Origin of the sequence: Geobacillus sp. FSL K6-3411, from assembly GCF_037965715.1 — a bacterium.
GTDB lineage: Bacteria > Bacillota > Bacilli > Bacillales > Anoxybacillaceae > Geobacillus > Geobacillus thermodenitrificans.
Genome location: NZ_CP150187.1, coordinates 279,847 through 303,065, shown reverse-complemented (window position 1 = coordinate 303,065; position 23,219 = coordinate 279,847). Strand labels below are relative to the sequence as shown.

At 51.2% G+C, this 23,219-nt stretch carries 15 protein-coding genes, 3 rRNA genes, 1 pseudogene and 3 riboswitches; of the genes and pseudogenes, 1 reads left to right on the top strand and 18 read right to left on the bottom strand.

Going from position 1 to position 23,219, the window contains the following annotated elements; genetic code table 11:
- Positions 1 to 34: 34 nt before the first annotated feature.
- From purF to purE, 8 genes are all read right to left on the bottom strand, one after another.
- A complete protein-coding gene (purF, locus tag NSQ22_RS01605; protein ID WP_008881462.1) occupies positions 35 to 1,447 on the bottom strand; it encodes an amidophosphoribosyltransferase in 1,413 nt (470 codons plus the stop codon).
- Positions 1,423 to 3,651: a phosphoribosylformylglycinamidine synthase subunit PurL gene (gene purL / locus NSQ22_RS01600; RefSeq protein ID WP_339264072.1), complete on the bottom strand. Its 2,229-nt coding sequence runs from the start codon at positions 3,649 to 3,651 to the stop codon at positions 1,423 to 1,425. The genes purF and purL overlap by 25 nt, the downstream gene beginning before the upstream one ends.
- The gene (gene purQ, locus NSQ22_RS01595) at positions 3,635 to 4,321 is read right to left on the bottom strand and encodes a phosphoribosylformylglycinamidine synthase subunit PurQ (RefSeq protein ID WP_081157372.1); all 687 of its coding nucleotides are present in this window, start codon (positions 4,319 to 4,321) and stop codon (positions 3,635 to 3,637) included. Before purQ ends, purL begins: the two co-directional genes overlap by 17 nt.
- Positions 4,318 to 4,572 (bottom strand): phosphoribosylformylglycinamidine synthase subunit PurS, encoded by a 255-nt coding sequence (gene purS, locus NSQ22_RS01590; protein WP_008881465.1) that lies wholly within the window; start codon positions 4,570 to 4,572, stop codon positions 4,318 to 4,320. The genes purQ and purS overlap by 4 nt, the downstream gene beginning before the upstream one ends.
- Complete coding sequence (purC, locus tag NSQ22_RS01585) at positions 4,560 to 5,288, bottom strand: phosphoribosylaminoimidazolesuccinocarboxamide synthase (protein WP_029761594.1); 729 nt, start codon at positions 5,286 to 5,288, stop codon at positions 4,560 to 4,562. Before purC ends, purS begins: the two co-directional genes overlap by 13 nt.
- 76 nt (positions 5,289 to 5,364) lie before the next feature.
- Complete coding sequence (purB, locus tag NSQ22_RS01580) at positions 5,365 to 6,660, bottom strand: adenylosuccinate lyase (protein ID WP_008881467.1); 1,296 nt, start codon at positions 6,658 to 6,660, stop codon at positions 5,365 to 5,367.
- Positions 6,657 to 7,805, bottom strand: a complete 1,149-nt coding sequence (purK, locus tag NSQ22_RS01575; RefSeq protein ID WP_081157371.1) for a 5-(carboxyamino)imidazole ribonucleotide synthase — start codon at positions 7,803 to 7,805, stop codon at positions 6,657 to 6,659. Before purK ends, purB begins: the two co-directional genes overlap by 4 nt.
- Complete coding sequence (purE, locus tag NSQ22_RS01570; protein ID WP_008881469.1) at positions 7,798 to 8,286, bottom strand: 5-(carboxyamino)imidazole ribonucleotide mutase; 489 nt, start codon at positions 8,284 to 8,286, stop codon at positions 7,798 to 7,800. Before purE ends, purK begins: the two co-directional genes overlap by 8 nt.
- 116 nt (positions 8,287 to 8,402) lie before the next feature.
- A riboswitch (purine riboswitch) is annotated at positions 8,403 to 8,504 on the bottom strand.
- A gap of 147 nt (positions 8,505 to 8,651) precedes the next feature.
- Between purE and NSQ22_RS01565 the strand changes: the two genes are divergently transcribed.
- Positions 8,652 to 9,095 carry an Hsp20/alpha crystallin family protein gene (locus NSQ22_RS01565; protein ID WP_081157370.1) on the top strand — a complete coding sequence of 148 codons (444 nt, stop codon included), beginning with the start codon at positions 8,652 to 8,654 and terminating at the stop codon, positions 9,093 to 9,095.
- Between the two features lie 257 nt (positions 9,096 to 9,352).
- Here NSQ22_RS01565 and rrf read toward each other — a convergent pair.
- The 10 genes and pseudogenes from rrf to NSQ22_RS01515 form a co-directional block, all read right to left on the bottom strand.
- Positions 9,353 to 9,469: ribosomal RNA gene (gene rrf, locus NSQ22_RS01560) — 5S ribosomal RNA — on the bottom strand.
- A 288-nt stretch (positions 9,470 to 9,757) separates the two neighbouring features.
- A 23S ribosomal RNA gene (locus tag NSQ22_RS01555) occupies positions 9,758 to 12,686 on the bottom strand.
- A gap of 385 nt (positions 12,687 to 13,071) precedes the next feature.
- Positions 13,072 to 14,628: ribosomal RNA gene (locus NSQ22_RS01550) — 16S ribosomal RNA — on the bottom strand.
- The 16S, 23S and 5S rRNA genes sit together here, the layout of an rRNA operon.
- Positions 14,629 to 14,851: 223 nt before the next feature.
- Entirely contained in the window at positions 14,852 to 15,394 is a 543-nt protein-coding gene (locus tag NSQ22_RS01545; RefSeq protein WP_029761829.1) for a GNAT family protein, read from the bottom strand.
- Between the two features lie 144 nt (positions 15,395 to 15,538).
- Positions 15,539 to 16,864, bottom strand: a complete 1,326-nt coding sequence (locus NSQ22_RS01540) for an NCS2 family permease (protein WP_008882003.1) — start codon at positions 16,862 to 16,864, stop codon at positions 15,539 to 15,541.
- Positions 16,865 to 16,954: 90 nt separating this feature from the next.
- Positions 16,955 to 17,056, bottom strand: a riboswitch (purine riboswitch).
- 100 nt (positions 17,057 to 17,156) lie between these two features.
- Positions 17,157 to 17,276, bottom strand: a pseudogene (locus tag NSQ22_RS01535) (hypothetical protein); the annotation flags it as partial.
- A gap of 24 nt (positions 17,277 to 17,300) precedes the next feature.
- The gene (locus NSQ22_RS01530) at positions 17,301 to 17,885 is read right to left on the bottom strand and encodes a helix-turn-helix transcriptional regulator (RefSeq protein ID WP_081157457.1); all 585 of its coding nucleotides are present in this window, start codon (positions 17,883 to 17,885) and stop codon (positions 17,301 to 17,303) included.
- A gap of 272 nt (positions 17,886 to 18,157) precedes the next feature.
- A complete protein-coding gene (gene guaA, locus NSQ22_RS01525) occupies positions 18,158 to 19,690 on the bottom strand; it encodes a glutamine-hydrolyzing GMP synthase (protein WP_029761827.1) in 1,533 nt (510 codons plus the stop codon).
- Positions 19,691 to 19,753: 63 nt separating this feature from the next.
- Positions 19,754 to 19,855: riboswitch (purine riboswitch) on the bottom strand.
- A 41-nt stretch (positions 19,856 to 19,896) separates the two neighbouring features.
- Complete coding sequence (locus tag NSQ22_RS01520) at positions 19,897 to 22,059, bottom strand: transglutaminaseTgpA domain-containing protein (protein ID WP_081157456.1); 2,163 nt, start codon at positions 22,057 to 22,059, stop codon at positions 19,897 to 19,899.
- Positions 22,056 to 23,219 (bottom strand): DUF58 domain-containing protein, encoded by a 1,164-nt coding sequence (locus tag NSQ22_RS01515; protein WP_029761825.1) that lies wholly within the window; start codon positions 23,217 to 23,219, stop codon positions 22,056 to 22,058. Before NSQ22_RS01515 ends, NSQ22_RS01520 begins: the two co-directional genes overlap by 4 nt.

The following is a 23,219-nucleotide window of genomic DNA, read 5'->3' as shown; positions in this document are numbered from 1 at the left end:
GTCCCCTTCCAACTTGAAGCACGCTGATCATTGATCATTTGACTGTCATGCAAGGCCGAGTAGTTTGGTTGACCCGGGTTGGGTATTGGCCGGTAAAGCAAGCCAAACATTGTCCGCGATGTGGAATGCCTTCAGGACGACCGATCGCTGACAGCAGCCCTTCCTGGCTAATAAACGCCAACGAATCGGCGCCGATTAAGCGGCAGATGTCTTCAACCGTATGTTTCGCCGCAATCAGTTCTTCCTTTGACGACGTATCAATGCCGTAAAAGCAAGGATGGGTGATCGGCGGCGCACTGATACGCACATGCACTTCCAAAGCTCCCGCTTCGCGAAGCATTGTGACAATGCGGCGGCTCGTCGTCCCGCGCACGATCGAATCGTCGACCATGACAACCCGCTTGCCAGCGACAACACCGCGCACCGGCGACAGCTTCATTTTTACCCCTTGTTCACGCAACGCTTGTGACGGCTGAATAAACGTCCGACCTACATAACGGTTTTTAATGAGCCCCAATTCGTACGGAATGCCACTCGCTTCGGCATAACCGATAGCGACGGAAATGCTTGAGTCCGGCACCCCAGTGACAATATCGGCTTCAGCTGGCGCCTCAAGTGCCAACTGTTTCCCTAAATTTTTCCGGGCTGTATGGATGTTGATGCCATCAACATGGCTGTCCGGACGAGCAAAATAAATGTATTCCATGCTGCAAATGGATCGCGGCTGCTCCGGGGCAAATCGTTCCGAACGCACCCCTTCGCCGCTGATGATAAGCAGTTCCCCCGGAGCCACTTCGCGCTCGTACGTCGCCCCGATGACATCAAACGCGCACGTTTCCGAGGCGACGACATACGCTGATCCGAGCCGGCCGAGTGACAATGGCCGGAATCCGTGCGGGTCGAGCGCCACATAAAGCGCCGTTTCCGTCAGCAATAAAAACGCAAACGCTCCTTCAATCTGGCTGAGCGCCTCTTTCATTTGTCCGACAAACGTTGGCGCTTGGCTGCGACGGATAAGATGGGCGAACACTTCCGTATCCGATGTCGTCTGAAAAATGCTTCCTTGCGCTTCGAGCGAGAGCTTCAGATCGATAGCGTTCGTCAAGTTGCCGTTATGGGCGAGCGCCATCGAGCCAGTCTGTGAGCGGAACAGGAGCGGCTGGACGTTCTCATAGCCGCCCCCGCCTGCCGTCGAATAGCGGACATGGCCGATCGCCGCCGACCCGTGAAGCGCATCAAACGTGTCGCTTTGAAACACCTCTGTCACCAAACCGAGTCCTTTATGACCGAATAAGTTTCCGCCGCTCGCCACCACGATGCCCGCTCCTTCTTGGCCGCGGTGCTGCAAGCTGTGGAGCCCGTAATAGGTAAGCCTAGCGGCGTCCTCATGCCCCCAAATGCCGAAAATGCCGCACTCCTCGTTCAATCCTTTGATTTCAGCAAGCATGGAATAGCCCCTTTCCAGACGTTTCGCATTTCGTCGACCGAAAGGCGAATAACCGTTCCCCCATGTTCCCCGTTTACTGTCAGTATGCTGTCATTGGTCACTTCACCGATTAATTTCGCTTCTACGAGCTGCTCAAATGCTTCCTGATGTTCTTTTTTCACCGAAACCACAAAGCGAGACTGCGTTTCGCTGAATAGTTCACTCACAAGATCGCCGCTGACCGTCACGTTCGCACCTAACCCAGAAGCGCCGATGACACATTCAGCGAGCGCAACCGCCAATCCGCCTTCAGCGACATCATGTGCTGACGCCACGACCCCAGCGCGAATCGCGGTTAGCAACTGACGCTGGCGGCTTGCTTCGACCGCCAAATCGAGTTCTGGCGCTTTTCCAAAAATGCGACCTTCCAGCCATTTTTGCAACTCACTGCCGCCAAACTCCGGCTTCGCCTCACCGATCACATAAATCAAATCGCCCGCTTGCTTAAACGGCTGGGTCGTTACATGAGAAAGGTCATCAACGAGCCCAACCATACCGACGACCGGTGTCGGATATACGGCTTCGCCGTTCGTTTCGTTGTAAAGCGAGACGTTGCCGCTCACAACCGGTGTTCCGAGCGTTCGGCACGCTTCGCTCATTCCGTCAACCGCCTTTTCGAGCTGCCAAAAGATGTCCAGCTTTTCCGGATTGCCGAAGTTGAGGCAATCTGTAATGGCGAGCGGTTTCGCCCCGGAGCAAACGACGTTGCGCGCCGCCTCGGCGACGGCAATTTTCCCGCCCATTTCCGGATCCAAGTACAAATAGCGCGAGTTGCAGTCCGTGGTGAGCGCAAGCGCCTTGTTCGTGCCGCGAATGCGCACGACTGCCGCGTCCGACCCTGGTGCAACGACTGTGTTCGTCCGCACCATGTAGTCATACTGGTCATACACCCATTCCTTGCTAGCGATGGTCGGTTGCGCCAACAGCCCAAGCAACGTCCGGTTGTAATCCTCAATTTGCGGAATATATGTCGGCATCGCTTGAAATTCGCGATAATAATCCGGCTCTGCCGACGGCTTATGATATACCGGTGCGTCTTTTGCCAACGCATCAACCGGAATTTCTGCCACCACTTCACCGTGGAAAAACAGGCGGAGCATTTTATCATCAGTCACTTTACCGATCGCTTTTGCTTCCAAACCGTATTTCGCAAAAATCGCTGCGATCTCCTCTTCCCGTCCTTGCTCGACAACAAGCAGCATCCGTTCCTGTGATTCGGACAACATCATTTCGTATGGCGTCATGCCCGTCTCGCGCTGCGGAACGAGATCTAAATTCATTTCAATGCCGAAGCCGCCTTTGCTTGCCATCTCAGCGGACGAGCTCGTCAATCCAGCGGCGCCCATATCTTGAATGCCGACTAGCGCGTCGGACTTAACCGCTTCTAGACACGCTTCAAGCAGCAGTTTCTCCATAAACGGATCGCCAACTTGCACGGCCGGGCGTTTTGCTTCCGATTGCTCACTTAATTCTTCGGATGCAAACGTCGCCCCGTGGATGCCATCGCGACCCGTTTTCGCCCCGACGTACATAACTGTATTGCCAATACCTGTCGCGACACCACGTTGAATGTCTTCATGGCGGATGATGCCGACACACATGGCGTTAACCAACGGGTTGCCTTCATACGCCGGATCAAACTGCACTTCACCGCCGACGGTCGGAATACCGATGCAGTTGCCGTATCCGGCAATACCAGCAACGACATGCTCAAACAAATATTTGACGCGCGGCGACGTCAACTCGCCAAATCGAAGCGAGTTAAGGAGCGCAATCGGCCGAGCCCCCATCGAAAAGACGTCGCGGATGATGCCACCGACCCCAGTCGCCGCCCCCTGATACGGCTCGATCGCTGACGGATGGTTGTGGCTTTCGATTTTAAACGCCACCGCCAACCCATCGCCGATATCTACAATCCCCGCACCTTCACCTGGTCCTTGCAGCACATGCGGACCATCGGTCGGGAATTTTTTTAACACTGGTTTGGAGTTTTTATAGCTGCAATGCTCTGACCACATAACGGAAAAAATACCCGTTTCCGTATAGTTCGGCAGTCTTCCCAAAATCGCTTCAATGCGCGCAAACTCCTCATCCGTTAATCCCATTTCACGATACAATTTTTGTTCTTTAATCATTGCCGCATTCGGCTCAAGCAGTAACGACATGCGTCTCCCTCCAATAGTTGACGATCGATCGGAATAGTTTCAGTCCGTCCGCGCTGCCGAGCAAGGCGTCGACGGCCCGCTCCGGATGCGGCATCATACCAAGTACATTACCGCGCTCATTGACGATGCCAGCAATATCCGCCAAGCTACCGTTCGGGTTTTCCCCATGATAGCGGAAGACGATTTGCCGGTTTTCGACGAGGCGATTGAGCGTTTGCTCGTCGCAATAATAGTTCCCTTCGCCATGGGCGATCGGAATGGTGATCACTTCGTCTTTTCCGTAGGCAGAGGTAAACATCGTTTCATTGTTTTCCACCACAAGCTGCACCGGCCGGCAAATGAATTTCAGTCCTTGGTTGCGGCGCATCGCCCCAGGAAGCAAGCCGGCTTCAAGCAAAATTTGAAATCCGTTGCACACCCCAAGCACGGGTTTCCCGGCTTCCGCGGCTTGTTTCACGGCGGCCATCACCTTGGAAAAACGGGCGATCGCCCCCGAACGCAAGTAATCTCCGTACGAAAAACCGCCTGGAAGCAAAATGGCGTCAAAACGCTCGAGATTCTCTTCATCATGCCAAACGTATTCCACTTCTTCACCGAGTTCATCGGCGATCGCATGGTACATATCGACATCACAATTCGATCCAGGAAACACAATGACGGCAAACTTCATCGGGCGACGGCCTCCTCAATTTCATAGCGATAGTCTTCAATGACCGGGTTAGACAACAATTTTTCACACATCTCACGAACAAGCTTATCGATATCGCGACTGGTATCTTCAATGACAAGCTCCATAAACTTGCCGATCCTTACGTCTTTCACCTCCGTATACGACAAGCTGTGCAGCGCCCCTTTCACCGCTGTCCCTTGCGGATCTAACACACTCTCACGCAACGTCACATACACTTTTACTTTATACATGCCGATTCTCCCCCTAACCGTTGTAAAATGACTTCGTACGCCTCTGTTAAACTACCAAGATCGCGACGGAACACGTCTTTATCCAGTTTCTCATTCGTCTCGGCGTCCCAAAGCCGGCACGTATCCGGCGAAACCTCATCCGCTAAGAGGATGGCACCGTCCGTCGTGCGGCCGAACTCAAGCTTAAAATCAATTAATCTCACTTTTCGCTCGGCAAAATGGGCGCGCAATACGTCGTTCACTTTCAGCGCTTCACTTTTCAGTTGGGCGATCTCCTCGCGGCTGGCAAGCTTCAAAATCGTGATATGGTCTTCTAACAGTAATGGGTCGCCAAGGTCATCGTTTTTGTAGTAAAACTCGACAAGCGGCACTTCGAGAGGCGTCCCTTCCGCCAAGCCAATCCGCTTCGCCAAACTCCCGGCCACGACGTTACGGACGACGACTTCAAGAGGAATAATCGTCACGCTTTTGACAAGCTGCTCGGTGGGCGACAGCTTTTGAATAAAATGGTTGGCAACGCCTGCTTCTTGCAATTTCATAAACAATAAACTAGAAATCTCGTTATTGAGCCGCCCTTTGCCGGTGATCGTCGCCTTTTTCTCTCCGTTAAATGCGGTGGCGCTGTCTTTGTACTCAACCCAAAGTACATCTGCCTCGTCAGTCGCGTAAATTTTTTTCGCTTTCCCTTCATACAGCAGCTGTTGTTTTGTCGGCATCATCCAAGCCTCCGTGGTACAGAATATTGAAAATTTTTTGTGTAACCGGCCGGCATTAGAACCAGCCGGTTGTCACTTACTCTAATCCTAAGCGGGCAAAAATCGTATCAACATGTTTCAAATGGTGGCGGTAATCAAAGCAATCGTCGAGTTCTTCTTTCGTCAACTGGCTTGTAATCCGCTCATCCGCTTCGAGAAGAGAGCGGAACGGAACTTGCTTTTCCCACGCTTCCATCGCCTTCGGCTGCACTAAATCGTACGCTGCTTCACGCGTCATCCCTTTGTCGATCAAAGCGAGCAAGACGCGTTGTGAGTAAATGAGGCCGAATGTGCGCTCCATATTTTTCTTCATATTTTCCGGATACACAAGCAAGTTTTTCACAATGTTAGCGAATCGGTTCAACATATAGTTCAGTGCGATCGTCGCATCCGGTAAAATGATGCGCTCAGCTGACGAGTGGGAAATGTCACGTTCATGCCAAAGCGGCACATTTTCATAAGCCGTCACCATATACCCACGAATGACGCGTGCCATGCCGGTCATGTTTTCCGAGCCGATCGGGTTGCGCTTATGCGGCATCGCTGATGAGCCTTTTTGCCCCTTGGCGAAAAACTCCTCGACTTCGCGCACTTCGCTTTTTTGCAAACCGCGAATCTCAACGGCGAATTTTTCAATCGATGTCGCAATGAGTGCGAGCGTAGCCATGTAGTAAGCGTGGCGGTCGCGCTGGAGCGTTTGCGTCGAAATTGGCGCTGGCGTTAACCCGAGCTTCTCGCACACATATTGTTCGACAAATGGATCAATGTTGGCATACGTTCCAACAGCGCCGGAAATTTTCCCGACTTCGACCATCTTCGCTGCTTGCTCGAACCGCTCCAAATTCCGTTTCATTTCCGCATACCAGAGCGCCAGTTTTAATCCGAACGTCGTCGGTTCCGCATGAACGCCATGCGTGCGCCCCATCATGACCGTATATTTATGTTCAAGCGCTTTTTCTTTCAGCACTTGGATAAAGTTTTCTAAATCGCGCCTCAAAATCGTGTTCGCCTGCTTTAATAAATAGCCGAGCGCCGTGTCGACGACGTCTGTCGATGTAAGCCCGTAGTGTACCCACTTGCGCTCTTCGCCAAGCGTCTCAGAAACAGCGCGGGTGAACGCGACAACATCATGGCGCGTTTCTTCCTCGATTTCTTTAATGCGATGAATGTCAAATGACGCGTTTTCCCGTAGGCGGCGGACATCTTCTTTCGGAATGACACCAAGCTCGGCCCACGCCTCGCACGCAAGCAATTCCACCTCAAGCCACGCCTTAAAGCGGTTTTCCTCTGTCCAAATGGCTCCCATTTCGGGTCTTGTGTAGCGTTCAATCATACTCGTTCTAGCCTCCGATCATGCCAAATTTGCCACGACTCCAATCTCGCCAGCGCCTCATCCACATTGTCCGCCAACACGGTCACATGGCCCATCTTTCGCTTCGGCTTCGCTTCGTGTTTGCCGTAAAGATGGACATAGGTCGCGCCAGCAAACGCATCAATTTGTCGAATAATCGACTCGACGTGCTCGCCTAAAATATTGACCATTACGGCCGGCTTCAACAATTCGGTCGACCCAAGCGGCCAGTTGCAGACAGCACGGATGTGCTGAGCGAATTGAGACGTGGCACATGCATTGATTGTATAATGACCCGAGTTGTGCGGTCTAGGGGCTAGCTCATTAATATAAATTTCCCCATCTTCTGTCAAAAACATTTCCACCGCCAACGTCCCGACGAGTGAAAACGATGTTGCCAATGTCTTTGCGTAACGGATCGCCCGTTCCTCGACATGTTCCGGGATGCGAGCTGGAACGATCGTTTGATGCAAAATGTTCTCGACATGAATGTTTTCTGCCACCGGAAAAACGGCCGTCTCCCCATCGCCATTGCGGGCGACAATGACTGACATTTCCTTCACAAACGGCACCCAACCTTCTAAAATACACGGACCAAAGTCAAATAGCTCTGCTGCTTTGGCTAAATCCCTTTCTCCCCGCAGCACATATTGCCCTTTGCCGTCATAACCACCGCGTCGCGTTTTTAACACGCACGGAAAACCGATCGTCGTAACGGCCTGTTCCAACTCATCCCATCCATTCACTTCGGCATACGGTGCCACCGGCAAGCCAGCTTCCACAATCGCCGCCTTCTCGAGCGCCCGATCTTGCGTCACTGCAAGCAATCGGCTTCCTTGCGGGACATAGGCGTTTTCCTCAAGCCACTCAAGCGCCCGTGCATCGATGTTTTCAAACTCGTACGTAATGATATGGCTAACGCGTGCCAGTTCGGCAATAGCATTCAAATCGTGGTACGGTGCGGTGATTTCCACATCAGCCACCTGTCCGCACGGGGAGCCGGGCGTTGGATCGAGAACCGCAATGCGAAACCCCATCTCGCGCGCCGCGAGAGCCATCATCCGTCCCAGTTGTCCACCGCCAATAATGCCGATCATCTGCCCCGGAACAATCCGTCGCTTAGTCAAGTTGATCACTGCTTTCCACTACTTGTTTTCGAATCGCTTCTCTCCGCGCCTTGAGCGCTTCCATATAGCGCGGCTCAAACAGCCCAACGATCGATACCGCGAGCAACCCTGCGTTGGTCGCTCCTGCTTTGCCAATCGCCACTGTTGCCACCGGCACCCCGCCAGGCATTTGCACGATCGACAGTAACGAATCCAACCCGTTCAATGCTTTTGACTGCACCGGCACTCCGATTACCGGCAGTGTCGTTTTCGCTGCAATCATCCCCGGCAAATGAGCCGCTCCACCGGCTCCGGCAATAATCACTTTTATGCCCCGCTCCTCTGCCGTTTCCGCATAACGAAACATCTCATCCGGTGTCCGATGCGCCGACACAACTTTTTTTTCAAACGGAACGCCCAATTCTTCAAGAATGTCACAAGCGTGCTTCATCGTCTCCCAATCTGAACGGCTTCCCATGACCACCCCAACTAGTGGGTTCATTACGTTCCACTCCTTAACTTTAATAAACACAATAAAACCCAGAACATACATTCCCAATCTTAAGCGAGGGAAAGCATCGTTCTGGGCTTTCACAATTTGTCGATGAGAAAAAAGCCAAAACAGATCCTTTCCCTCATAGTCCAATAATTTACGGTTATTGGGTAGAGACTTTTGGGCCATATTCCCAAAATTATATGAGGGATTTTTTTGTACGCTATAAAGTTAATTTTATATTAGCAGGATTTTTGACAAAATGTCAAGGTAAAATCGAACATTCTATATTATAAAAACATGAATGTTCGTGTTTTCCGAATCACCAAACGAATGGGAAGGCATATGATGAATGAGCGGAGGAGGGAGACGCTATGGCCAATGAAAACCCGTTCACACCGTTTTCCGATTGGACAAAACATTGGCAGCAATTTTTCCAAAACGACTTTTGGGGAAACATCCAACCGTTTTTGCCATCATCCAATAAATCATCTTCGGGTATGAACATTTACAAAAAAGACAACGAACTGCTCATTGTCATCAGCCTCCCGGGGCTAGAAAAAATCGAAGATGCCGAAGTGTATGTATCGTACAAAACGCTGGAAGTAAAAGCGATGATCAACTTGAATTTTCAAGGATTTGATTTAGTGGAAGAAGGCATTTTTCAAGGTCAATTCGAAAAAATGATCCCCTTGCCATTTCCTGTCAAGGCAGACCGCATTGAAGCAACATACCATAACGGCCTCTTGTTCATCCACCTGCATCGGCTCATCCCAGAAGAGCAGAAAAAGAAAATTATCATTAAAAAAAGCAAGTAACGCCCCTCCCAATCAAAATAGAGCAGTCGTCGCTTTGTTCCTATTACCGTGAGATAAAAAAAGAGGGTGTCCCATGCCGTGCAGGACACCCTTTAGCGAGTTTCCGTTTCCTATCGTTTTATGAAAAAGGGGGTCTAGGAAACGATGATCACGCTTTACATTTTGGGGGAGAGGATTTAAAATGGCGTCATTAGAAATGACTCATTTAGAAATAGGCAAAAAAATGAGAGAACTATATAGCTCCCTCATTTTTGCCTGCCTAGCAGCGACCTACTCTTGCAGGGGCGCTGGCCCCAACTACCATCGGCGCTGGAGAGCTTAACTTCCGTGTTCGGGATGGGAACGGGTGTTTCCTCTCCGCTATCACCACTAGGCAAGCGATTTAGTTTTGACACCATTTATTATACTGAAAAAATAAATAATGTCAACAGGAAATTCATTCCCTCAAAACTAGATAACCGTTTGGTGGGAAGAAGCCTCCGCTTTTCGTACTGTCTAGCTCCGGCCGCCATCGGCTCGCGACGCTTCGGTCCTGCTGTGGCGGCAACACATTGCATACGCTCCTGTGGCACCACCCACGCAGAACCAAGCTTTGCTTGGTTCGAGCCTCCTCGCAGGCCCTCCAGCGCGTCTCGCCGATAGGTGGGCGGCCTCCGCTTTTCTAGGTTAAGCCCTCGATCGATTAGTATCCGTCAGCTCCACGTGTCGCCACGCTTCCACCTCGGACCTATCGACCTCGTCATCTTCGAGGGATCTTACTCGCTTAACGCGATGGGAAATCTCATCTTGAGGGGGGCTTCACGCTTAGATGCTTTCAGCGCTTATCCCTTCCGCACATAGCTACCCAGCGGTGCCCCTGGCGGGACAACTGGTACACCAGCGGTGCGTCCATCCCGGTCCTCTCGTACTAAGGACAGCTCCTCTCAAATTTCCTACGCCCACGACGGATAGGGACCGAACTGTCTCACGACGTTCTGAACCCAGCTCGCGTACCGCTTTAATGGGCGAACAGCCCAACCCTTGGGACCGACTACAGCCCCAGGATGCGATGAGCCGACATCGAGGTGCCAAACCTCCCCGTCGATGTGGACTCTTGGGGGAGATCAGCCTGTTATCCCCGGGGTAGCTTTTATCCGTTGAGCGATGGCCCTTCCATGCGGAACCACCGGATCACTAAGCCCGACTTTCGTCCCTGCTCGACCTGTCCGTCTCGCAGTCAAGCTCCCTTGTGCCTTTGCACTCTCCGAATGATTTCCAACCATTCTGAGGGAACCTTTGGGCGCCTCCGTTACCTTTTGGGAGGCGACCGCCCCAGTCAAACTGCCCACCTGACACTGTCTCCCACCCCGATAAGGGGTGCGGGTTAGAATTTCAATACCGCCAGGGTGGTATCCCACCGACGCCTCCACCGAAGCTGGCGCTCCGGCTTCCCTGGCTCCCACCTATCCTGTACAAGCGATACCAAAATTCCATATCAGGCTGCAGTAAAGCTCCACGGGGTCTTTCCGTCCTGTCGCGGGTAACCTGCATCTTCACAGGTAGTATAATTTCACCGGGTCTCTCGTTGAGACAGTGCCCAAGTCGTTACACCTTTCGTGCGGGTCGGAACTTACCCGACAAGGAATTTCGCTACCTTAGGACCGTTATAGTTACGGCCGCCGTTTACTGGGGCTTCGGTTCGCACCTTCGCTTGCGCTAAGCGCTCCCCTTAACCTTCCAGCACCGGGCAGGTGTCAGCCCCTATACTTCGCCTTTCGGCTTCGCAGAGACCTGTGTTTTTGATAAACAGTCGCTTGGGCCTTTTCACTGCGGCTCTTCGGGGCTCATCACCCCAAAGAGCACCCCTTCTCCCGAAGTTACGGGGTCATTTTGCCGAGTTCCTTAACGAGAGTTCTCCCGCGCGCCTTAGGATTCTCTCCTCGCCTACCTGTGTCGGTTTGCGGTACGGGCACCTCTTCCCTCGCTAGAGGCTTTTCTTGGCAGTGTGGAATCAGGGACTTCCGGATCAAATCCGTCGCCATCACAGCTCAGCCTTTACGGCCAGCGGATTTGCCTACTGGCCAGCCTTACTGCTTGGACAGGCTCTTCCAGCCGCCTGCTCACCCTATCCTCCTGCGTCCCCCCATCGCTCAAACGGGAAGGAGGTGGTACAGGAATCTCAACCTGTTGTCCATCACCTACGCCTTTCGGCCTCGGCTTAGGTCCCGACTAACCCTGAGCGGACGAACCTTCCTCAGGAACCCTTAGGCTTTCGGCGCAGAGGATTCTCACCTCTGTTTTCGCTACTCATACCGGCATTCTCACTTCTAAGCGCTCCACCAGTCCTTCCGGTCTGGCTTCGATGCCCTTAGAACGCTCCCCTACCGATGACCAACGGTCATCCCGCAGCTTCGGCGGCACGTTTAGCCCCGGTACATTTTCGGCGCAGAGTCACTCGACCAGTGAGCTATTACGCACTCTTTAAATGGTGGCTGCTTCTAAGCCAACATCCTGGTTGTCTTCGCAACTCCACATCCTTTTCCACTGAACGTGCACTTGGGGGCCTTAGCTGGCGATCTGGGCTGTTTCCCTCTTGACCACGGATCTTATCACTCGTAGTCTGACTCCCAAGGATAAGTCATTGGCATTCGGAGTTTGACTGGGTTCGGTAACCCGATGAGGGCCCCTAGCCCAATCAGTGCTCTACCTCCAAGACTCTCACCTTGAGGCTAGCCCTAAAGCTATTTCGGGGAGAACCAGCTATCTCCAAGTTCGATTGGCATTTCACCCCTACCCACACCTCATCCCCGCACTTTTCAACGTACGTGGGTTCGGGCCTCCAGCCGGTGTTACCCGGCCTTCACCCTGGACATGGGTAGATCACCTGGTTTCGGGTCGACGACGACGTACTCAAACGCCCTATTCAGACTCGCTTTCGCTGCGGCTCCGCCTCTTCGGCTTAACCTCGCACGCCATCGTCACTCGCCGGTTCATTCTACAAAAGGCACGCCATCACCCATGAACGGGCTCTGACTACTTGTAGGCACACGGTTTCAGGTTCTCTTTCACTCCCCTTCCGGGGTGCTTTTCACCTTTCCCTCACGGTACTGGTTCACTATCGGTCACTAGGGAGTATTTAGCCTTGGGAGATGGTCCTCCCTGCTTCCGACGGGATTTCCCGTGTCCCGCCGTACTCAGGAGCCGCTCGGGAGGGAACGAAGTTTCGACTACAGGGCTGTCACCTTCTCTGGCCGGCCGTTCCAGACCGGTTCGTCTACCCCGTTCCTTTCTCACTCCCATCTGAGCGGTCCTACAACCCCAAGAGGCACGCCTCTTGGTTTGGGCTGTTCCCGTTTCGCTCGCCGCTACTCAGGGAATCGCATTTGCTTTCTTCTCCTCCGGGTACTAAGATGTTTCAGTTCCCCGGGTGTGCCCTCCATGCCCTATGGATTCAGGCATGGATCCTGCCCCATTACGGGCAGGGGGTTTCCCCATTCGGACATCTCCGGATCAACGCTTGCTTACAGCTCCCCGAAGCGTTTCGGCGTTTGCCCCGTCCTTCATCGGCTCCTAGTGCCAAGGCATCCACCGTGCGCCCTTTCTAGCTTAACCTACAGCGCGTTTCGGCTTCTTCCTTATTGTCTAGCTTCGGCGCCTAGCTCTCTTCCGCCAAATAACCTTCCCCCTTGGGGTGCAAGCACCCCTGCGGGTGAAGAACATTTGGCTTCGAGAACTGACCGCGGCACCTCAGCTTTTCCGGTTATCTAGTTTTCAAGGAACGATTTGAAGGAATTCTCATTCCTTCAAAACTGAACGAAACGAAAGCGCAATTTGTTAATGATTGGCCATTAACGGCCTCCGCTTTTCGTGATGTCTAGCTCCAGCGCCTGGCTCTCTTCTGCCAAATAACCTTCCCCCTCGGGGTGCAAGCACCCCTACGGGTGAAGAACATTTGGCTTCGAGAGCCGACCGCGGCGCTTCCGCTTTTCGTCCTTAGAAAGGAGGTGATCCAGCCGCACCTTCCGGTACGGCTACCTTGTTACGACTTCACCCCAATCACTTGCCCCACCTTCGGCGGCTGGCTCCCGTAAGGGTTACCTCACCGACTTCGGGTGTTGCAAGCTCTCGTGGTGTGACGGGCGGTGTGTACAAGGCCCGGGAACGTATTCACCGCGGCATGCTGATCCGCGATTACTAGCGATTCCGGCTTCATGCAGGCGAGTTGCAGCCTGCAATCCGAACTGAGAGCGGCTTTTTGGGATTCGCTCCCCCTCGCGGGTTCGCAGCCCTTTGTACCGCCCATTGTAGCACGTGTGTAGCCCAGGTCATAAGGGGCATGATGATTTGACGTCATCCCCACCTTCCTCCGACTTTTAGCCGGCAGTCCCTCTAGAGTGCCCAACTGAATGCTGGCAACTAGAGGCAAGGGTTGCGCTCGTTGCGGGACTTAACCCAACATCTCACGACACGAGCTGACGACAACCATGCACCACCTGTCACCCTGTCCCCCCGAAGGGGGAACGCCCAATCTCTTGGGTTGTCAGGGGATGTCAAGACCTGGTAAGGTTCTTCGCGTTGCTTCGAATTAAACCACATGCTCCACCGCTTGTGCGGGCCCCCGTCAATTCCTTTGAGTTTCAGCCTTGCGGCCGTACTCCCCAGGCGGAGTGCTTATCGCGTTAGCTACAGCACTAAAGGGTGTGACCCCTCTAACACTTAGCACTCATCGTTTACGGCGTGGACTACCAGGGTATCTAATCCTGTTTGCTCCCCACGCTTTCGCGCCTCAGCGTCAGTTACAGGCCAGAGAGCCGCCTTCGCCACTGGTGTTCCTCCACATCTCTACGCATTTCACCGCTACACGTGGAATTCCGCTCTCCTCTCCTGCACTCAAGTCCCCCAGTTTCCAATGACCCTCCACGGTTGAGCCGTGGGCTTTCACATCAGACTTAAAGGACCGCCTGCGCGCGCTTTACGCCCAATAATTCCGGACAACGCTCGCCCCCTACGTATTACCGCGGCTGCTGGCACGTAGTTAGCCGGGGCTTTCTCGTGAGGTACCGTCACCGCGCCGCCTTATTCAAACGGCGCTCCTTCGTCCCTCACAACAGAGCTTTACGACCCGAAGGCCTTCTTCGCTCACGCGGCGTCGCTCCGTCAGACTTTCGTCCATTGCGGAAGATTCCCTACTGCTGCCTCCCGTAGGAGTCTGGGCCGTGTCTCAGTCCCAGTGTGGCCGGTCACCCTCTCAGGCCGGCTACGCATCGTCGCCTTGGTGAGCCGTTACCTCACCAACTAGCTAATGCGCCGCGGGCCCATCCGCAAGTGGCAGCCGAAGCCGCCTTTCAACCAAAGACCATGCGGTCTTTGGTGTTATCCGGTATTAGCTCCGGTTTCCCGGAGTTATCCCGGTCTTGCGGGCAGGTTGCCCACGTGTTACTCACCCGTCCGCCGCTGACCAAACAAGAGCAAGCTCTCGTTCGGTCCGCTCGACTTGCATGTATTAGGCACGCCGCCAGCGTTCGTCCTGAGCCAGGATCAAACTCTCCAAAAGAAAGTTGATTGGCTTGCGCTTCGTTTCGTTCAGTTTTCAAGGAACAAATTTTATTCTTTCGCTCGATGAATTCACTCTCATCAAAAGCGACTCTTATATTTTATAATTTCTTTTTGTTCTTGTCAATACATTTTTTATCTTTTTTTCGTCGCATCGAAGCGACTTTATTAATATAGCACCTCTATTTTAATGTGTCAACTGTCCATTCAAAGTTTTTTTGTTTTTATCTCTTCCACTCTCTGGCCAACATTCCGTACACCACATGATCAACAAAGTGGTCGTAAAGCCACTCCGCATCACGAATCGTTCCTTCCATGACAAAACCTAGCCGTTCCGGGATTGCCCTGCTCCGCTGGTTTCCCACCGCACAGCGAATTTCAACTCGATTCACTCCCTGCTCAACGAACAAATCGTCAATGCAAGCTTTGCATGCTTTCGTCATCAATCCTTTTCCTTGAAACGATTCACCAAGCCAATAGCCGATACTCGCCTTTCTGTTGGCCCAGTCGATGTAATGGACGCCAATCACCCCGGCTAATTGTCCTTGATAAAAAATCCCCGCCTCAAATCCATTGCCAGTCGCAAACTTTTGCAGTCCTTGAGAAATGAACGCCTTCGAATCCTCCACCGTCTTTGTGGAATCGACCCATGGAAGCCATTGACGCAGGTGCGCACGGCACGAATCAACCAACGCAAAAAGCGGCTCCGCATCTTCCTGCGTCAGCAACTTTAACCACACATCTTTCTCCACGTAACGGATAAACACCAATAACTCCCCCTCCAACTTTTTACCATTATACCATATTCAGATCATCCGACTCCTCATGCGAAAAAATTTATCCATAGATACAAAAAAAGACTGTTCCCAAGATGGTCAAACTTATCCTAGGAACAGTCCTTTTCTCTTTTTCTATTCTCGCAAGAAGATGAAATAACAGATAAAGATAACAAACAGCACATACAATAATGGATGCACTTCTTTGCCGCGGCCTCTTAAAATCATTGTGATCGGGTAAAAGATGAAGCCAACGGCGATGCCGGTCGCAATACTATAGGAAAGCGGCATTGTGATGAGTGTAAAGAACGCTGGCACAGCGATTTCGAACTTCTTCCAATCAATCTCGCCAATCGACGAGGCCATCAATACCCCGACGATGATCAAAGCAGGCGCGGTAACCGGTGCGGTAATGACGCTTAACAGCGGTGAGAAAAACAAGGCGAGCAAGAACAAAATTCCTGTGACAACCGCTGAAAATCCAGAGCGTCCCCCAGCAGCGACACCGGCGGATGATTCAATGTAAGATGTCGTCGTCGATGTGCCGAATACCGCCCCGACCATTACTGCCGTTGCGTCAACAAGCAACGCTTTGCCGGCGCGCGGCAGTTTATTGTTTTTCAACAATCCCGCTTGGTTGGCAACCGCCAAAAGCGTGCCGGTCGCATCGAAAAAGTCAACGATAAAGAACGTCAAAACAACACCGAGCATTTTGAGAGAGAAAATGTCTGGCAAGTGTTCAATCGCAACGCCGAACGTCGGCGAAATGTCTGGAATAGCACCAACAATTTGCTTTGGCACTTCAATTAAACCGAAAATCATGCCGACGACAGCCGTAATGACCATGCCGTAAAAAACGCCGCCATTCACTTTTTTCACCATCAAAATGACAGTGATAAACAACCCGAAAATAGCAAGCAGCGTATTACCATCTCTTAAATTACTCAACCCGACTAGCGTCGCATCGTTATTCACAATGATGCCGGCATTTTGCAGGCCGATGAACGTAATAAACAGACCGATTCCGGCACCAACAGCATATTTCAACTCAACAGGAATGGCATCAATAATTTTTTCCCGAATACCCGTCAGCGTTAAAATCGTAAAAATGACCCCAGAGACAAAAACTCCCGCAAGCGCCGTTTGCCACGGAACCCCCATATGCAATACGACAGTGAAAGCGAAAAAGGCGTTTAGCCCCATTCCTGGTGCCAAGGCGATCGGATAGCGGGCGAGCACCCCCATCAAAATTGACCCGTACGCCGCTGCCAAAGCGGTGGCGACAAATACCGCTCCTTGGTCAATGCGCAGTTCGTCCGGGAAATCTCCCACTGCCCCTAATGACAACGTAAACGGGTTGACGAACAAAATATACGCCATCGACAAAAATGTAGTCAGCCCGGCAATGATCTCTGTCCGATAGTTTGTACCGAGCTCATCAAACTGAAAATATTTTCTCACGTTTGTCCCCCCTATAAAAAATAAAAACGCCTCTGCAGCTACCAGAAGCGTTGACCAAGGAGGAATGACGAATATAGAGAGGACATTGACCCTCTACTTCACATCCCTCGTAGTCAAGCTATTTACGGTAGCTTGGTAGAAACTCCCGAGCCATATTCCCGAGATTATACGACGGAATTCGACAATATTCACAATCCATGACCATTGTATCAATATGGACAACCGCTGTCAAGAAAACAAGCGAACATTCCAAAGGAAATGTTCACCTTTCATTCGTTTTTTATCCCAAGAATTACTCCCACTGAATCGGAGCTGGCGGATTAGATGTAATGTCGTATAGAACGTACTTAATACCTTTAACTTCGTTAACTATATGATCAGATACTTTTACTAACATGTCCTATTGGATACGGACAGTCAGAAGTCATGTAGCGATTTAAATTTTGCCGGTCTTTTTAAATTTCCAATTTCCGATTTCAAATTTTTTGCTGTCTATTCGATTCGCAAGCTGACGAGTTTCTATAAATTCGTCCGTCACCGTCACAAAAAACTGTTTTCCATCCTTTTCGACCAAATAGAATCGTTTATCATTATTTTTCAAATAATTGAGAAACTCAGGTGTTCCAAATGGTGCGTCTGTGAAGAACCCAAGTGCATTGTCAACGATCTTTTCTCCTTTTGTGAGTTTCTGGTAAGCAAGAAGCGAGTAGATTTCTGCATTTGGGAATTTATCACGAATAACACGATTTTTCTTTGAAGATTTAAGACCCTTGCCATACTCTGATAAGTTGTACGGCTCACGCATAACCATTTCGTCCAAAGTCTCTCCATCATCAAGCAGATAATCAATGCTCGCATTCAATAATTTGGATAAATTTTTTAAATTATCTATATCCGGTAAACCTTTGCCCGATTCCCATTTCGCAACTGCAGAACGAGAAACCCCTAATTTTTCAGATAGCTGTTCTTGAGAAAGTCCTGCCTCTATTCTTGCCTTCTTAATTTTTTCTCCTAGTGTCATTTTTGTTTGATGACCCCCTTGCTTAAATTTGTTGCACTCATTGTAAATCAAAACCCTTTCAAAGAACATTCACTATCTATAACATCGCTGTCACTTTGCGTAACAAAGGATAAAAACGCTTATTTATCGCGGTTTATTGGCTATTTACTTCAAGAAATATTTTTCTTGATCTTAAAATATTTTATTGTTTCTTTACCATATACTATTTTTCTGGACACAAAAAAGTCGCCTACTCCATTTATGGAATAGACGACTTAACCATCAATTTTATATTATTCCCACTCGATCGTCGCGGGCGGTTTACTTGTAATATCGTAGACGACGCGATTGACGTGCGGCACTTCGTTCACGATACGTGTTGAAATGCGTTCGAGCACATCCCAAGGAATGCGAGCCCAGTCGGCGGTCATCCCATCGATCGATGTCACCGCGCGAATGGCGACCGTATAATCGTACGTGCGGGCATCCCCCATCACTCCGACGCTGCGGATATCAGGGAGAACGGTGAAATATTGCCAAATTTCGCGGTCGAGTCCAGCTTTTTTCACTTCTTCCCGCAAAATCGCATCCGATTCACGGACGATTTCCAACTTTTCTTCCGTCACTTCACCAAGAACGCGAATCCCAAGACCAGGTCCCGGGAACGGCTGACGCCAGACGATTTCGTCCGGAATGCCCAATTGTGTGCCAAGTGCGCGTACCTCATCTTTAAACAGCGTATTGAGTGGCTCGATCAATTCAAATTTCATATCTTCCGGCAAGCCGCCGACGTTATGATGCGATTTAATCGTTTGTGCCGTTGCTGTGCCACTTTCAATAATGTCAGTATAAAGCGTGCCTTGCACTAAAAATTCAATGCCTTCGAGCTTGGCCGCCTCATCGTCAAACACATAAATAAATTCGTTGCCGATGATTTTCCGCTTTTGTTCCGGGTCGGAGACCCCTTTTAATTTCGCCAAAAAGCGTTCTTTCGCATCCACTTTAATGACGTTCATCTGGAACTGTTCGCGGAACGTTTTCATGACGCTTTCCGCTTCGCCTTTGCGAAGAAGGCCGTGATCAACAAAAATGCATGTGAGCTGATCACCGATGGCACGATGCACCAATACAGCGGCAACCGATGAATCAACTCCACCGCTTAATGCACAAAGCACTTTTTTCCCGCCAACTTGTTCACGAATGCGACGCACTTGCTCATCGATGAAGTTTTCCATCGTCCAGTCGCCGTGACAGCCGCATACGTCGAAAACAAACCGCTTCAGTACATCATTTCCATAAATGGAATGACGCACTTCCGGATGGAATTGCACCCCGTACCATTTCCGACGTTCATCGCTCATCGCGGCGATCGGGCAGGAAGAACTTGTCGCATCGACGATAAAACCGGACGGCGGGGCAGTCACTAAATCGCCGTGGCTCATCCAGACGACTTGTTCATCCGGCAACCCGCGGAATAGCAAAGAATCATTTTTCACTTGGATAAGCGCTTTGCCGTATTCACGGTGTGTGGCTTTTTCCACTTTGCCGCCCAAGTGGTGCGCCATAAGCTGCATCCCGTAACAAATCCCCAAGATTGGCAGCCCGAGTTCAAAAATCGCTGGATCGCACGTAAACGCTTGTTCATCATATACGCTGTTCGGACCACCGGAAAAAATGATTCCTTTAGCATTTAACGCGCGAATTTCTTCCGCACTGATCGTGTGCGGATGCAGTTCGCTGTAGACGCCAAATTCACGGATGCGGCGAGTAATCAGTTGGTTATATTGGCTTCCGAAGTCCAATACGACGATCATTTCTTGGTTCATCTTATCCACCCCGTCGAAAAAATAAGCGCTGCCATCGCCCAAATAACATGATGAAGGCAGAATAGCAGCGTCTTCTGCCTTCATAGTCAGGCCGTTTACGGCGGCCCGGTAGAGACACGTGAGCCATATTCCCACGCATATATGAAAGGCTTTCGTTCTGTTCGTATGCAAATTTGAATCCATTCTATCAACTTGACAGCAGTCGGTCAAGTGATCGTCCTTTTTATTAAATTTTCCCACAATTGACGCGCCTCACGGATGTCGATACGGTCGCTATTTGCGCCGTAGATCACTTGCTCATACCATTTTGTCAGCCGTGCCATTTCATTGGTTTCCAATAAACGATCCACTTCAATGGCGTACTGGCGCAGCGTTTCATCCTCTTTTCGTCTCAACCCGTAGTCATGTAATTGACGCAACAATGCCAAGTAAGCAGGAACAAGCCATTCTGGCCCGTCAACTCGACGGCAGCGAAAACAAAAAAGCGTCCAGCGCGGCCACCATTTCCGTCTTGTCACGTAGAGCGTGCCACCCAACGCAGCCAACGCAACGAACACGGTCAGCGCCGTTTTCCATGACCAGACGCTGGCTAACTGCTCCCACCAATGACGATCTTGTTTCTGCGAAGATGGTTCGATCAATTGTTCGAGCGGCACAAGCGGTGTCTCTTGTTCTTCCGGTTGAAATGACGGCGCTTGTTGCTCTTCATTGGAAGTGGAAAGCGAAAAGGCATACGGATTGACAAACCCTTGTGTCGGCTCAAACGGCACCCAACCGACGCCCTCAAAGTAAACCTCGACCCACGAATGTGCGTCGTTGTTTCGCACTTTATAAAACTCAGCCCCATTTTGCTCCTCGGCAAGCTGTCCGGATGTATAGCCTTTCACCCAGCGCGCGGGAATACCTAGGCTGCGAACAAGCACAGCCATTGAGGTGGAAAAATTATCACAATACCCTTGTTTCGTTTCAAACAAAAATTGATCGACATAATCTTGATTGGCTCTTGGGACGGCAACATTCGTCGTTTCGTACGCATACCCGTTCATATGGAAATATTGTTCAATGGCTTTCACTTTATCGTATACCGTCTCTTTTCCTTCGGTAATTTGCTTTGCCAAATCACGCACCCGCTTCGGAAGCGTATCCGGCAGTTGCGTATAGCGCTTCAGAAAAATGGCGTCTTGGACTGGAGCCGCGGAACGCAATGCCTCGATGGGGAAATCCGGCTCCATATACGTGATCGTATACCGCTGAATGGGAAGTGCATTGGCATTTATATCGGTCGTATAAATTTTTTCTGTCGCCATATGCATGCGGTAGACAATGTTGTCAGACGTTTGCACTTGTTGTAAACCAATCGGATAAACGAGATGGAACGCTTGATCTTGGCGGGTGATTTCCGCTGTCTGTTCCGCCGTTTTTACTTTGTCGCTCCACCATTCATGCTCCATCAGTCTTCCGTTTCTGAATGATTTCACTTGTTCACTCTGGAATGATTCCCATCCCTTTCCAGTGTAAACATCTTTCGTTTCTACACGCCAATAATGACGACCTTCATCTTTAGCAATGAACACAACCGTATCATCAGCGATAAACGGTCCGCCGAGGCGAGAATCATTTTGCCCATAGCCGATTTTCTTGACAACAGCTGCTGTCGTCGTGTCAAACTCCTCCCCAGAGTCAGCGGCATAGCTACGAATAAACGCAACCGGGTCCGGCCATTGCGGCGGCAGTTTCGGCCCAACATATCCGGCCGTAACGGCAATAGCAGGAATAGATAGAGCTGCCGCCCGCCACTTCCGGATATAAGCAGCCCCTCCTTTTGCCCGCATCCGCTCCCCATGCAGCCAAACGAATGCGAAAAAACCGAGCGCCACAAGGCGAACAATCGCTCCGTTTCCACTGTAAGGGAAAAACGTATCCAACACAGCAATATAGCTAACCGTGAGCGCATAAGGGACAAACCACCGGTTTCGCCGCACAACCAGCCAGTGCCAAACAAACGAAGCCGCCCATAAAGACACAAAAAAGGCAAGGGTGCGCAGCGCATCGTCCGGCATCGATGCTCCTCCCCCGACAAGCCAAGCAACGCCGTCCCACCATAATGCGCGTGGGACATCCCATATCGCCTCATCATAAAACCATTCATCAAGCGCCCACCATATATAACCGATTTTACCGAGGGCAGAAAGCCAGGTGGGAACACGCAACGTATAAAATAGAAAACAAATGACGACAAACATCGCGAATGTCCCGATATGCGCTGTGTCCGCAACTGTGTCAAGCGGCCAAAGCCATTCCGTGAGCAACCAAGCAGCCAACCCATTCGGTAACACGGCGGATAACATAGTCTCCGCCCTTTGTTTCATCCGTTTTCCCCTCCTTGCCGGATGGTTTGCAACATCTGCGGGTCAATGTGCAATACATCCCCCCCGCTGCGGCGGAGCCCGTCCGCCCAGCTCTGTTGCTTATGACTCCACTCCCGGCTGACGACATATAGTACGACCTGTCGTTTGGATGCTATTGTGCGCAATTGCTGCAAAAGTGGAATCGATAACGCGGAGGTTAAAATGATACACCCGGCAGCTGCACGCCAGTTCGTTTCTTCTGCTAACGTGCGCGAGAGCGGCTCTTTGCCCTCGCCGTTCACTTCCGCCAACTGGAGAAGAATGGACGGCCACTGTTTGTCATGGGATCGCGGCGCTAAGAACGAGCGCTTTTTTCCAGCAAAGAGCAGCCCTACCGGCACTCCATCATCAAGTAACCCCTTCGATACAGAAGCGGCCAATGTGACAAGTTCCTCAAACACTGGGGACGGGGCGCCGTCAAGCACCACGATCCAATCGTTATTGCGCTGTTCATCAAATTCTTTTGTCATTAGCTCCTGCCTGCGCGCCGACGCTTTCCAATGCACCCACGACATTTTATCGCCGGGCACATACTCACGGACACCGGCCGCCACCGCCATGTCGCGGTGAAGCGGAATCGGGCGCGCTGCTTTTCCGTGCGCAAACCACTCACGCATCGATTCAAACGGCCATTCGATATAGCGCGGATAGACGATTACCGTGCACGGGACGTGGAATGAGGCTGTTTTGCTTACCCATCCGAATGGATCGCCCACCTCAAGACAGACGGTTTCCAATTGATGACGGCCACGTGGCAACCGTAACGACCAGGTAAATGACAGGCGACGACGAAACGACAAAGCGAACATTGCTCTTCCGCACTTCTGCTCTTCCTCAACAACGGAGAGTACTGCTAGCGGAATCGGCCACGGCAAATCAATTCGAACGGTGACGGGGATAGATTCGCCCACATGATAGTGTCCAACTGGCACCGTTCGGCTCACTGTGGCGCGCCGAAGCGGGTAGATCATGATCAAGAGCGCATATAAACCGAACGGCAAAAAACTGTAAAACAAAAACCAACTGACAAACCCGCCTTGAAACATGGCGTATGAAAACAAGACAGCCGCCAAAAGTAACAAACCGGTGAAAGCAAACCAACGGCGCCAATTCCGTTTCAT